We start from the raw sequence: 13,216 nt of genomic DNA on the forward strand, positions 1-13,216 counted from the left end.
CCCTTTCTTGTTCCGGGCTACGGCGTGGGCGCGGCGACGGCGGGAGCGCCTTCCGTCGGTGCAGCGGCAGCAGCGGCGGCGGCGGCCTCTTGGGTGGCCTTGGCCTCGGCGAGCTTCCGTGCGGCTTCGGCCTCCGCGCGCTTCGCGACTTCCGCCTCCGCGGCCGTGCGCATGCTGGCGAGGCCGTTCTCGAAGTCCTTGCCCACGAGCTTGTCCATGTCGAAGAACAGCGAGAACGCCTTGCTCATGAAGTTGTTCTCACCGGACATGGACCACGTCACGGCGACGCCATCCTGCACGGGCTTGAACGCGAAGGTCGCGGTGTTGGTGGCGGTGAAGGGCTTGATGAACTCGAGCTTGATGCGGATGAGTTCGTCGGTCTTGCTCTCCTCGATGGTCATCCGGCCCTCGCCGGCATCGGAGTTGCCTACCCAGGCGTAGGTGGCGCCGACGCCGGACTCGGCGCCGCCGTAGACGCGCTTCAGGTTGGGGTCGAGCTTTTCCCAAGGGGACCAATGTGCCCACTGGTGGAAGTCGTTCACCAGCGCGAACGCGATGTCGGGCGTTCCTGGCACCGTGGCGGTGCGCGACAGCGTGAAGGTGGAGGGGCGGGTGGCGATGACGCCGACCAGCAGCAGTAGGGCGACGGCGAAGCCAATGGCGATCTTCTTGAACATGGAGGTCCTCGGAACCGAACCCCTGGGGCGGGGCGGACGCGTCTTAGGGCCAGTGTCCCGCATCACTCAAGTCCCTCCGCGCCACCGGCCGTTCGTCGCGGCACCAAGCACGCCGCACTGGGCCGAAGCATGGCCAGAGTGCTAACCGGAGCCAGATGAGGAGGCGAAGCGCCGCCGTCGGCGACGCCGAAGGCCAGAACCTCCTCCAGCCCCCGACGGTCCGGCGCGAAGGCTTCGGGAAGACGCAGGAAGAGGCGGATGCGCTTCGTGCCGTTTCCATACCCCTTCGCGGTCGGGTCTCGCCCGATGTGTCCCTTCGCACGGCAGATGTTGAGACGGAGCTCGCGGAGGTCCATCGCGGGCTCAAGGCTGAGGGGGTACGGCTGGCGGACCAGCCGGAGTCGGCGCTGATCCCGGGTGAGGCCCTTCCGCTGTGTGTCTCGGGAATCGACCTCGAAACTTGCTGTTGCGAGGCAGGCTGGTTGATGGCCGGGTGAGCCGGTTGGATGATGGACGCGGGAATCCCGAGTCGGTTCAAGGCACTACGGCCGCCTGGCGGCGGTGCCCTCCGGGCAGCCTTGAGCCGCCTCGTGCTCCGGCTCAAGCTGCAACCGTCGATTCCCCAAAGGGAATCGCCTCAAGAAGAGGCCATCATCGGCGGTGACACCCGGCCGCGCGCCCTCGTGATGGACTCCAGTGGTTTCGCTCGCTTGCTGGAGGTGCCCATCAACGAGCCGGTCCGTGGAACGCCGTGGAACCATCAAAAAGCGTGCGCGGCAACACTTGCGATGGCCGCCCCCAGTTGGCGAAGCCGTGCCAGCAGGACCTCAAGGCCCGTGTGGTATTCGGGGTTGACGGCCCCCGGCCTCCCCCGTGTCCCGCCGCGCGCCTCAAAGACCAGCTCCCACGCACCGGCTTGGCCCTCAACAGAGAACGTCGCATCCAGCTCCCGGCCTCCATCGGAAACGCGCATGTCCCCTCCGTTTGCGCGCATAACAGCACGAGGTCGGCCTAGCCGCTGGCTAATGGAACCCTTCGCAGCCGGACCCAGGTGCACATACCGATAGGCGGTGAGGTGCGGCTTTGACGCCAACGGAACCACGCGATGGGGAGCGGCGGGAACCCCGCGCTGCCTCTGTCTACTCGGGCTCCCTGATTCGGGCCAAGCAGTCCTTGGGTCCGATCACGATGAGGTAGCTCCTGGCACGCGACAGGGCCACATAGGCCAGCTCCTTGTCCCGGAGGAGGTTCGGGTCGGCCATGACGATGACCACCGGCCGCTCCAGCCCCTTGAATCGTCGCACGGTGTCCACGGTCAAGGCTCCCCTTCGGAGCGGACCACAAGTGACGGTGGCGCATCCGCCCAGCCGGTTGCCGGGGACCAGCTCCCGGAGTTCCTGCTCACGGGCGAAAAGCACCGCGATGTCCTCGGCCGGGATGTTCTCCTGGCCCACGTACCGGGCGATGCATGCGTCCAGGGCCTGCCTCATCCCACCAAGCGGCACCTCCCGCCAATCCACCGCAACACCCTCCGGACCGATGGCCTCAGTTGCGTGACCGGCGTAGTGTCGCCACGCCGTTTCGTGGATTCGTTTGGTGTTCCGCAGGTTCTCTGCGAGCCGGATCGGGATCAGCCCGACATCTTTGGGGAGCCCCGCAGTTTCCTTGTACACCCGCTGGTTGCCATCCAGGAAAACGTACAGCTGCGCTCGCCCCGAACGGGTGAGCAGGGAATCCACGGCGGGCCACCAGTGAGGGCGGAAGTCCTGTCCCTCATCAACCACGATGGCATCGTACCGCAGCTCGTGACGCCGCTCAGCGGCCTGCATCAGGAGCTCGGGCCAGCGCTCGTCGATGACATCGGGAATCGTCCCATCGGGAACGCTCAGGCCCGCGGCTTCCGCCTTGCGTTTGCACAGCGCATGGAAGGTCATCACCTCCACGCCGGAGTCGGGTCCCAACACCGTGGAGAGGTGGTCAGCCAGCGGTCTGTTGAAGCATGTCAGCAAGGTCTGCATCCCGGTCTCAGCGCACCGCCGCGCCTTCTCCATCGCGAGAAGCGTCTTGCCCGTCCCGGCACCTCCCGACACCGCCGCCCTGGGAATCTCCTCCAAGCAGGTGAGGATGCGGTACTGCCCCGGCGTGAGGGCCTGGAGGGCCGCATCGTCCTCGGCCACCAAGTGTCCTACGGGAGTCCGCAGGGCGAACGGCTTGACGAGCAGTTCCTCGAGGGCAGCAAGGCCATCCCTGCCCAGCGGCTCTTCCCCGTCCACTGCCGAGGGCGTGCCAAGCCGAGTTTTCAGCCAGGGCTCCAGCCCCTTTTCGAACTCATCGAGGAAGCAGAAAAGCGACAGGGGCATGTCGGGCCCCAGCTCGGAGCCCGGGCGGAGAGAGTCCGGCAGGATGACGGCGTGCCTGGCCCGGATCCGGCGCGATTTCCATGCACGGCTGTTCTTCACCTTTTCGAGCAGCTGGTGCTTCGACGTCCGGGCCTGGGCGACAGGGTTCTTGATTTTGTGGCGCAGGCCCCAGCGGTCCCGGCTCATCCACTGGGTCGTTGCTGGGTCGAAGCTCACCGCCCCGCCTTTGATCTCGATGGCCAGGATTCCGGAGTCCGCCCGCGCAATGACGAAGTCACATTCCCCGTCGATCTCCTCGCCGCTCGGCTTCAAGCCCAGCCAGGGGCGCGAGTAGAAGACAACCCAGGATCTGTCCAACTCGGACGCCAGACGCTCATAGACCTTGCGTTCCGCCGCTCGCAGCTCGTTGCGCTTCACCTCATCGGGCAGGGCCCGGGGCCACATCACTGCCATGGTCAGGGCTCCTGGGGCTTGAGCAGAGGAGCGAAGTAGCCGAACTCCGGGTGCTGCGGGGCGCCCACGAGCATGGTGCGGTCAAGGAAGCGGTTGAACTCCTCGCACGCTGTCTCGGGGGCCAGGACGCAAGCATGGCATGCCGCCAGGGAGAGACCGTCGGACCCGCCCATGACCCCCTCGATGCACAGGGGATCCGACGAGCACCACTCCATGGCCTGGATCGCCGCAGGAATGGTCTTGACGATCCGCTCGGCTTCTCCCTGCCGCTGGAGTCCGCCGAGTGTCCCGTCGGCATCGGACGTGGCGGTGTACACCAGCAGCCCCGCCATGGCCCCCTCGCCGTCGCGAACGTAGAGCCGCTCCCGGAGCGACGCGCTCGAGTATCCGCAGTCCAGCGTAAGCTGCCGCATCAGGGCGTGAGCGAAGGTGTGCACCAGCAGGAACCGGGCGGTGATGGTCCGCTGCACGGGGTCCTGTTCGCCGTATCGGGCGGCCCATTCCTTCTTCCACGCCTCATTCACCCGCTCGGCCCGCTGCCTAACCGCGTCCGTCTCCCACGTGGAGAGGCGATCGGCCGAGAGCTCGAGGAATACGCCTTCCCCCCGCACGTCGATGGCAGGGAGCCAGTCCGGCTTCTTCGCTTGCCAGATGGCGGCGATCCCCTTGCTACCATCGCCCGGCGGGTTGATGCGGGTGAACCCGTAGATTGCCCTGACCTCACGAAGTCGCGCGACGCGGACGATGCGGGAGAAGTACGCCTTGAGGGCCGGAGGGACCGGCACGGATCGGGTCTCGAACTCCTTGTCGGAGTGGTCGGAGTATCCGCTCGACAGGGTGAACTGCCGGTACTCGCCAGCCCGGAGATCGAGGACATCCGGCGCCTGGATCGCTTGGACACGGCGTTCGATCTCCTCGGCCAGCTCCGTTGGCGACAGCTTCAGCTCCTCAAGGACCTGCCTCAGGCTTCCGCGCGCGAGGATTCGCACCATCGCTGGCCGGTCCTCGGAGGGGGTGTCCACCAGATCCTGCCAGTAGATTCCCAGGGCTTCTTGGATGCTATCCGACCAGTCCGGGATGCTCAGCGCCGACTCGATAGCGGGAAAGTACAGGTTGGAGGCACCGCGCTGCATGGCCTGCATGTTGGGCTCGCCGCAGCCCTCATCGGTCCCCGCGAGCCAGGGCCGCCTCCCCTTGCATTTGTGATTGCGCCAAGTCTCCTTGCTGAAAATGCCGTCCAGGGATTGGTTCTCCTTGCACTCAGGGCACCTGACGATCAGGCCCGCGAGGCCGGGCCGCTCCGCCTTGAGCATCAAGAACCCCGACTTGTTCTCGCAATTGGGCTTGTGGTTGACCCACCAGTGCCAGGGGAAGTCTTCGAGGTGGCCGCGCTTGCAGGCCATCACGAAGCGCACCGGGAACGCGAAGACCTTGTTGCCGCCCGGGGCATTCCGGGTGCACTGCACACAGATGCGCCAAGCCTTGCCGGGAGCATCGCCCCACTTCCGGCTGGGCGCGATCCGGTTGCAGGACGGGCAGAGGAGCCAGTCCGGAAAACGGACTGCGACTAGCCGCCTCGGGTCAGGATCGGGGTTGCCCTGGTCGTCGCGCCTGTTCTCGTCGATGACCGGAGGAAGGCGGAAGCCCCGCACGCCGAGCTTCCGCTCCAATCGGGGCTCATGGACGCGCTGGGGATTGGCCAGCCCTGCCGGCTTGAAGCTGTTGTCCCACTCATCGATGCCGGAGACCACTCCCGAGATTGCGGCTCCATCCGCGCGGAAATCCACCACCGCACCAGGGCCGAAGGTCGAGACGACCGTGCTGCGGCGCAGCTTCCCGATGTCATTGGCCATTGCCAGTCTCTCCCTTTCCTCCCGCCGCCGCCATCAGGTCCCGGAGCCGTTCGGCCAGCCTGAAGTGCGCGGAGGGCTCGACATTCCGCATGTTGTTCAATGTGGCCCAGGCCTCACCCGGCGAACGGCCCAGAGCCCGCATCGTGGCGGCCCGCTCGGCGCTCTGCAGCAACGACTGCCGGGGCCGCCGGTCGTTCCAGTACTGCTGCGGGGCCCTTGTGCGCCACAGCTCCAGTCGGTCCTTCAGTTCGGCCTCGACGTTCTTCTCGGACTCGTCCACGTCCTTGGCTCGCCCCACCAGTTCGGCGATAACCGCGTCGAGTTTGGCGGAGTCGGCCACAGTGAGGTCCGGCCGATCAAGCATGTCCGGCACTAAGTGCCGGACCAGCGCTACCAGCACAGCATGGAGGGCCCGGTCTCGCGCCCGCGAGGCGAACGGGGTGACGCTGGTCGCCTCTACGTCCCGGTACAGGGTGGCATGCCAAGTGGAGAAGGTCTCGTAGTGCGAGCGATCCCGCGCCTTCGCGTTATTCAGCACCGTCACGACCAAGCCCGGGTGCTGACGACCCACGCGGCTAGTTGCCTGGATGTATTCGGCGATGCCTTTGGGCTGGCCGTTCACCATCATCAGGCCGAGCCGTGGCACGTCGACACCGACACTGAGCATGTTGCTGGCGAGCACTGCATCCAGGGCGCCATCCTGCCCCGCCTTCGTCGCCAGCGTGTCGAGCATGGCCCGGACCTCGTTTTGCGAGAGCCGGGAGGTCAGCTCCTCGACGGCCTTCACCGGCCGGGCCGACTCGCCCCGGCGGTTTGCATACATCCCAACGGTGTCGGCGACATCGTCCTGCATGAGAACGAGGGCCCCGCCGAGCTCGCGCAGCGAGTTGAAGTAGGCCACCAGCGTCCAGTAGGGGTCCGCCGCCACGGGCGACGGGAACGCCGCGTGGGCGGATTGGAGCAGGGTGGCCGCCGTTGCCTGAAGGGTGAACTTCGCCGACCGGCCCGCCGTGGTCACCGCCACATACAAGCGGCCGGGCGCATCGGGGTCCTCCTCGGCGAACCCGGAGTCCGATGCGCTGAGCCCGGGGGATGGGAACTGGCAGGTCTTCCGGTTGAACAGGGCCCCGACTTGGTCCGACGCGCGGCGGATGGTGGCCGTCGACCCGACGATCTTCGGCCGCTGGCCATTCCGGGTGAAAAGCTTGTCCACGGCCGCCTCGTACAGGCCCGTCACGGTGCCGAGAGGGCCGGAGATGAGGTGCAGCTCGTCCTGGATGACGAGGTCGGGGGACAGGCCCGTCCCCACGGCGAACAGGTCGTTCACCTCCTTGCGGCGGACGATCTGGGCAAACTTGTCCACCGTGCCAATGAGGAGGGTGGGGCGCTTGTTGTACACGTCCTCATCCACCGTCCAGATGGGGAGCGGCAGCTCGGGATCGTACAGGGCGCAGGTCGACGTGGGGCAGGCGACGTGGATGGAGCGATCCTGCTCCTTCGCCTCCCAACGGAGGTTCGTTCCGCATGCGGGGCAGGCGAGCAGTTGCCTGGGGGAGGCGACGTCCGCACTGCCCGAGAGCGCCGCCTGCGCGTCCTCGAACCTGTTCGGCGTGGCGTCTCGTCCCACCCAGAGGCCGATGGAGAACGGCGTGGAGCCCAGCTCGACCCCGGAAGGGACGCCGGGGATCTTCCGCCTACGTAAGGCCTCGCAGGCGAGGATCATCGCGGAGGCGCGGGAGAACTGCTGGGTCGTCAGCAGGCGCAGGGTATAGCGCATGAGGGCCGCAACACCGGTTCCCGCCTCCGGCCCGCCAGGAGTGGTGAACCTGCGGTGGAACGCGAGGAAGGCGATCAGCGCGAGGTAGGCCTCGGTCTTGCCACCGCCGGTGGGGAACCAGAGGAGGTCCATGGTGCCCCGGTCGGGGTGGCTCCGGTCCGACAGCGAGGCGGCCGCGAGCAGGAAAAAGCCGAGCTGGAACGGGCGCCAAGTCAGGGGGCCGTTCTTCGCCTTCTCGCGATCCCAACTGTGCTGCAGGAGCATTGCTTGGTTGGCCAGCCGGAAGGCGATTGCGGCCTTCGGGCTGCCGGAGATCGCCTTGACACCTTCCTCCATGCGGTCGGCGATTTTGCGGCACTCCTTAAGGTTGGCTTCACCCGCATCCCGAAACTCCTTTGATAGGTCAGCGCAATCCTTTGCCCTGAGCGAGATCCATTCGCGGTATGCATTGACGAGCTGCATGAGGGCGGGGCCAATCGCGGTGTCGGACGCTGATGCGAGCCACTCGGCGGACAGCGGACGGGACGCTCCATCGGACAGAGCGGAGAAGACCTCGTGGCCTCGTGGGTTGACGGTGGGTACGATGGCCCGTGGCACCCACGTGGTGGAGATGGACGAGGCGTGGTCGGTGTCGCGCTCCGCCACCCAGGAGGCGGAGCAGGTATGCCCCACCGCGAACTCCCGGGCGTGACGGTAGAGCAGTGCCGCGGACTCGTCCTCCTTGTCCACGATGGCCTTCCTGGAGGGCCGAGCGATCAGTCGCGTCCCGGGGCCCGGCTTCACCTCGATGGAGACCTGGAACAGGGTGGCACGCTCGATGCCGTTCCGGCCGTCATTCTCGTCAGGTCTGGCGGCGTTGATCGCGGTAATGGTCACCAAGCGGCCGTTCTTCCACTCAGTCGTCCGGATGTGCAGCTCAAGCTTTTCCGGGAGTCCGTGTACCGTCAGCGCCTTGGCAGGGGCGGCCAGTTCCACCTTTCCGGAGGACTGGTCGCAGCGGATCGGATCGATCTCCATGATGTGCTGCCTGCGCACCCAATCTAGTGGTGGTTTCCGGTTCCCGGCCCCTTCGCGCTTGGAGGACTCCCTGGAGGAGTAGGCCGCACACTGCACCGTCACCTTGACGGTAGGGGCCGCGTTGTCCGAAGCGACCGCGAACGAGATGCCCGCCGAGCATGGCCGACTGAGCCCGGCCAGCGAGATCTCCTCCTCCTCACCGGCGGGTCCTCCATTGTCGTCATCGCCCGCTCCGGCGCCCAGGCGGTCATCCTCTTCTTCTCCCATCCGGGTCTCGCGAGGCCAGAGGATGCCTGTCAGGTAAACGTCCGAAGGGCGGGACGCGAGCGTCTCGTCGTCACCGCCGGGTGGACCCACCAGATCGCGCTCGAGGCGCTCGAGGATGATCTTCCTGTCCATGGCCGTGGCTCTCTCTGCCCCAGTAGTAGGGGAAGGGCAGCTTCATGTAACCCAGAATGACGGGGACCAGCACGATTCCGCTCGTTGACCACGGAGCATGCATTCGCTCCGCATCCGGGGAGTTGGGGGGGAACACTGCAGTCCGTACACCTACCACGTGCAAGTGCCAGATCTCGCTGGGCGGTCGCCGACGCCCTCTGCTCTTGCTGCAGATCACCTGGGCGACGTTGAACAGCTCTGCGTTGACGTGACCCGTCAACGCCCCCAGAAATTCGCCCCCCTCCTCTGTCCGGAGCATGTACGTGAAGTCGGCTTCCCGGTCGCAGAAGGCCCTGGCCTTTAACGGGAACGTCGTCAGATGCAGCAGCCGCTCCTGGACGGCTCGGACCTCGTCGGCGGTGTCGTAGAGGGAGATGCTGGCCGCGCTCTGAGCGGACACATCCCCATCGCAGCCGATCTCAACCTGGGCCGTCGCCGTGCCCTCCTTATGGGAGTAGATGCGGCTCGACTCCAGCTTCGTCGAGTAGTGCCGGATGCTCTGGCCCACCATGAGTCTGGTCCTGGCCCGCGTGGCGCCGACGAAGACGACCCGGGCCTCGGCGTCGCAGTCCGTGTCTTTTCCCGCGCTGCCCCGCGGAATCATCAGATGGACTGTGCCCGACTCCCGGCCCTTGGAGGCGTGGATGGTGCCTACGATTGGCCCCTGGGTGCCCAGCTCGGACGAGCAGAAATCCGCCGGGGGCTGGGACCGAGCGAGGACCACTCTCAGGCGTTGCATCTCGACGACGTTCTCCCGCTTGCCCGCGTGCCGGTAGAGGAACTCCCAGGCCTCGTCCGCCGTCAGGGTTTCGCAGGGGGTCCCCACCACCCGCTGCTTCCAAAGGGCGAGGAAGCCTGTCCGCGTCAGCGTGGAACCCTCGTGCTCGCCGAGGCATGCGCCGACCCAGGGCGGGATGCATATGGGCATCCCGGACATGCGGATACGATGCCGTACACCCTGCGCGTTGAGGAACGAGGAGGCCATCAGCACCTCCGCCCGTCTGCGGTACAGCACGAGCACGTCCTCCGCCTTTTCCAGACCTTGCTCCTCGATCCTGGGCACCTCGCCATGTGCGAGCGCCTCGACCTCTTTCCGGATGTCCTCGAGCTTGCTGGCGGGGTTCGGTGCAGGCGTGAGTACCTTCGCCCGCGTGGCGGTGAATAGCGAGAGCAGGTTGGGGGAGTCCGTGCGGAAGACCTGCTGGAGCGACCTATCCTCGAACCCGAACCCACCCTTGCGGAGCTGCTCGGTGATCGGGGGTTGCCGGTCCCTGCCCGACTCCCCCTCGTCTTCGTCGGCGAAGCCGTAGATGGCTTGGGCCTCGTCCGCGAACACGGTGACGCCGCAGCTCTTCGACAGGCGGGAGACGAGTTCGGTGAGCAGGGTCGCCCGGATGCCAACGACGTCCTGAGTCTCGTCCACGATCAGGTGCTCGACCGATTCCAGGTACTCGACGACTTGGTCGTTCTCCCGGAAGAGCTTCAGCACGTCCTCGATGTTCTTCTCGTACGAGCCGGCGATCTTCGCCATCTCGTCGAAGCCGCTGTGGATGGCCCACGCGTGGGAGTCCATCGTGGCCATCCGCACCGCGTAGGCGGCCTCCTGGTCTCCCAGCGCTTTGGCGATGCGGTCGCGGATTTCCCGGACCGCCGTGCGCGTGAAGCTGATGAGCCAGATGCGCGTCGGCTGGATGTCGTACTGCGTGATCAGCCTGGCAACTCGGGCGCAGGCCACGGCTGTCTTGCCAGTGCCGGGGCCCGCGTCCACTAGAAGCCGCGCCTCCGGCCGAGTCTCGATGACGGCCTTCTGGAGCGGATCCCAGCCGCTCCTGGGCGGGGGATGCTTCGCGACGACCTTGCTCACCTGGGGCGGCGCTGGCGCTTGGGGTGGTGGTCCATCGAGATGAATCGCATTGCCACCGACCAGATCGTGCAACTGCCGCTTGTACTTCACGGCCGGCTTACCGTTCAACTGTCGAAGGGGCCGCGTGATTGTATCGATGATGAACCCCCGTCGGTAGACGGTGACCTTAACTTCCGTTTCTGCCATTGCTCCACCAATGCTGGGTAGACATGAGGTGCCGATTCTATCCTGTGCATACAGGCCACCCCGGTTCACTGCTTCTGCCAAGCGCGATCGGAGTCTATGCCAGCCGCGCTTTCGGAATGAACGAACCAATATCCGGGGAGATGGAGGCCTCCGAACACGAGGGGCCTCTTGGGCCGGGCCTACGCAGGGGGTCGATTACCTCGCTCTCCAGCTACGGCCATTGCCGACGCCGATGACGGAGCCCGCCTTCAGACTCATGGACGGCGTCCGGCATCTGGGGATGATCCATATTGATTTCCAGTTTCATGCCGACTCTTCGTCCCCATGGCTCTGGCGAGCCTGGAGAACTTGACGCAGTCGGACGCGGGTTACGGAGCGCCCCAGTGCTCCAACCGAAACTGTTCCAAGGCTGCCTCCCTGCCCCGAACTGCATTGGAGATTCGGATGTGTGGCAATACCCCCCCCGTTCGCACATCCGGTACCCCGGGGCCCGGCAGACCCCCAGTCGCTCCGAGACCTCCCGGACGGTCAGCAGCCGGCCAGAACTCGAGGCTACTGGTGCCACCGGGGCGGGGCCCGCAGCAAGCTAGCAGCAAGATCTTTGGGGTCCTGGGGTACTAGATGGGGCGGCTGGACAACCTCGGGCGAGGAAGTCCGAGTGTTTACAGGGGGGGGTGAATGGATGGTACCCGCTGGGCGGCTCCCAGGGTTCCTTGGGGTGCACGTGGTCGCAGGTTCAAATCCTGTCGCCCCGACCAAATAGAGGCCCTGGAGTTCCCGGTGCACGCCGGTGACTCCAGGGCCTTTGTTTTTTCCGCGCCTCGAAACCCGCCGAATCCAACAGAGTGCGGCGGTCGTGGGGAACTCATGTAGAGTTGTTCACCGATTCCGGCGCGGGCCCTGTTTTCGAGGATTGCCGGGCCTGTCACCCATGAAATTCCTCGCCCTCTTGTTCCGGACGTCTCCCGCGTCCCTCATCCTGGTGACGCTCTGCGGGCTTCTCTCGGGCGCTAGCAACGCGGGCCTCATCGCGTTGATCAACCACGCGCTGGCGGCCCAGCTGGCGGTGAGCCGTGACCTGGCCCTGGGCTTCGTCGCGCTCTGCGTGCTGACGCTGCTGCTGCGCTACGGGACGCAGGCCCTGGTCAACAGGCTCAACGGGGACGCGCTCTTCGACATGCGCATGCGCCTGTCCCGTCAGGTCGTCGCCACGCCGCTGCGGCGCCTGGAGGAGCACGGGATCCCCAACGTGATGACGGTGCTCACCGAGGACCTCTTCGTCATCAGCACCGCGTTGGGCGTGCTGCCGCGCTTCCTCACCAACACCGCCATCGCGCTGGGCTGCTTCGTCTACCTGGCGTGGCTGTCGTGGCAGCTGCTCGTCGGCCTCCTGGCCCTCGTCGCGCTGAGCGTGGTGGGCTACCGGCTCCTGTCCCGCAGCGCCATCGCGGACCTCCAGCGCACGCGAGAGCACCAGGGGGCGCTCTACAAGCAGCTCCGCGGCATCACGGAGGGCATCAAGGAACTCAAGCTGCACCAGGACCGGCGCGCGGCGTTCCTCACCGAAGAGGTCGAGTCCACGTCCTGGCTCGTGCGCACCCTGCAGATCCGGATCGGCAACGTCTTCGCCGCGACCGGTAGCATGGGGATGCTCCTGTCCTTCGTCTTCCTCGGCGCGCTCATCTTCGTGCTGCCCGGCCTGGGCTGGGTGCAGTCCTCGGCGCTGGTGGGGTACTGCATCGCGTCGCTCTACCTCCAGCAGCCCCTCCAGTCCGTCATGGAGACGCTGCCCATCCTGAGCCGGGGCGAGGTCTCGTGGACGAAGGTCCAACAGCTGGGCCTCACGCTCGACTCCTTCGCGACGGGTGGGCGGGAGGCTCCGGCAACCCACGCGCTGGTCCGCCAGTCCTTCCAGTCGGTCGAGTTCGTGGGCGTCACCCACACCTATTACCGCGAGGAGTCGGACGGGCACTTCATCGTGGGCCCCATTCATCTGCGACTGCACCCCGGAGAGCTGATCTTCCTCGTGGGTGGCAATGGCAGCGGGAAGACCACCCTGGCCAAGCTGCTCACAGGGCTTTATCAGCCGGAGGCCGGACAGATCCTCGTGGATGGTGAGCCTGTGACGGAGCCGTCGCAGGAGTCCTACCGGCAGCTGTTCTCCGCCGTATTCTCGGACTTCTACCTGTTCGAGCGCTTGCTCGGACTCGTCGGAGAAGGGCTCGCCCCGCGGGTCGAGAGCTATCTGTCATTGCTCCAGTTGTCGCGGAAGGTCCGTGTCGAGGCCGGCGTCCTCTCCACCACGGAGCTGTCGCAGGGCCAGCGCAAGCGGCTCGCGCTGCTCACCGCCTACCTGGAAGACCGTCCCATCTATCTCTTCGACGAGTGGGCGGCGGACCAGGACCCCGCGTTCAAGGCGGTGTTCTACACGGAGCTCCTTCCGGAGCTGAAGCGCAAGGGCAAGACGGTGGTGGTCGTCTCTCACGACGACCGGTACTTCCACGTCGCTGATCGCATCCTCAGGCTCGACGCCGGGAAGCTGGTCCCTCCCTCCGAGCCGGCCGTGACGGATCGCGCCTCCTGACGGGCGG

General features: G+C 66.3%; 6 protein-coding genes. 1 reads left to right on the top strand and 5 read right to left on the bottom strand.

Going from position 1 to position 13,216, the window contains the following annotated elements; translation table 11 throughout:
- Positions 1 to 17 precede the first annotated feature (17 nt).
- The 5 genes from GTY96_RS34325 to GTY96_RS34345 form a co-directional block, all read right to left on the bottom strand.
- Complete coding sequence (locus GTY96_RS34325) at positions 18 to 677, bottom strand: SRPBCC family protein (RefSeq protein WP_161666926.1); 660 nt, start codon at positions 675 to 677, stop codon at positions 18 to 20.
- Positions 678 to 1,816: 1,139 nt separating this feature from the next.
- Positions 1,817 to 3,490 carry an AAA family ATPase gene (locus tag GTY96_RS34330; RefSeq protein ID WP_161666927.1) on the bottom strand — a complete coding sequence of 558 codons (1,674 nt, stop codon included), beginning with the start codon at positions 3,488 to 3,490 and terminating at the stop codon, positions 1,817 to 1,819.
- Positions 3,491 to 3,492: 2 nt separating this feature from the next.
- Positions 3,493 to 5,343: a DrmB family protein gene (gene drmB, locus GTY96_RS34335; protein WP_161666928.1), complete on the bottom strand. Its 1,851-nt coding sequence runs from the start codon at positions 5,341 to 5,343 to the stop codon at positions 3,493 to 3,495.
- Positions 5,333 to 8,536, bottom strand: a complete 3,204-nt coding sequence (locus tag GTY96_RS34340) for a helicase-related protein (RefSeq protein WP_161666929.1) — start codon at positions 8,534 to 8,536, stop codon at positions 5,333 to 5,335. The genes drmB and GTY96_RS34340 overlap by 11 nt, the downstream gene beginning before the upstream one ends.
- Entirely contained in the window at positions 8,475 to 10,625 is a 2,151-nt protein-coding gene (locus tag GTY96_RS34345) for a UvrD-helicase domain-containing protein (protein ID WP_161666930.1), read from the bottom strand. The genes GTY96_RS34340 and GTY96_RS34345 overlap by 62 nt, the downstream gene beginning before the upstream one ends.
- A 931-nt stretch (positions 10,626 to 11,556) precedes the next feature.
- On the opposite strand from GTY96_RS34345, the gene GTY96_RS34350 reads away from it, so the two are divergent.
- Positions 11,557 to 13,209 (top strand): cyclic peptide export ABC transporter, encoded by a 1,653-nt coding sequence (locus GTY96_RS34350; protein WP_161666931.1) that lies wholly within the window; start codon positions 11,557 to 11,559, stop codon positions 13,207 to 13,209.
- The last annotated feature ends 7 nt before the right edge of the window (positions 13,210 to 13,216 follow it).

It is taken from the genome of Corallococcus silvisoli, assembly GCF_009909145.1.
Lineage (GTDB): Bacteria > Myxococcota > Myxococcia > Myxococcales > Myxococcaceae > Corallococcus > Corallococcus silvisoli.

Excerpts from the sequence above, each read along its gene's own strand:
- GTY96_RS34325 (WP_161666926.1), bottom strand. The coding sequence starts at position 677 with ATGTTCAAGAAGATCGCCATTGGCTTCGCCGTCGCCCTACTGCTGCTG.
- GTY96_RS34330 (WP_161666927.1), bottom strand. The coding sequence starts at position 3,490 with ATGGCAGTGATGTGGCCCCGGGCCCTGCCCGATGAGGTGAAGCGCAAC.
- drmB (WP_161666928.1), bottom strand. The coding sequence starts at position 5,343 with ATGGCCAATGACATCGGGAAGCTGCGCCGCAGCACGGTCGTCTCGACC.
- GTY96_RS34340 (WP_161666929.1), bottom strand. The coding sequence starts at position 8,536 with ATGGACAGGAAGATCATCCTCGAGCGCCTCGAGCGCGATCTGGTGGGT.
- GTY96_RS34345 (WP_161666930.1), bottom strand. The coding sequence starts at position 10,625 with ATGGCAGAAACGGAAGTTAAGGTCACCGTCTACCGACGGGGGTTCATC.
- GTY96_RS34350 (WP_161666931.1), top strand. The coding sequence starts at position 11,557 with ATGAAATTCCTCGCCCTCTTGTTCCGGACGTCTCCCGCGTCCCTCATC.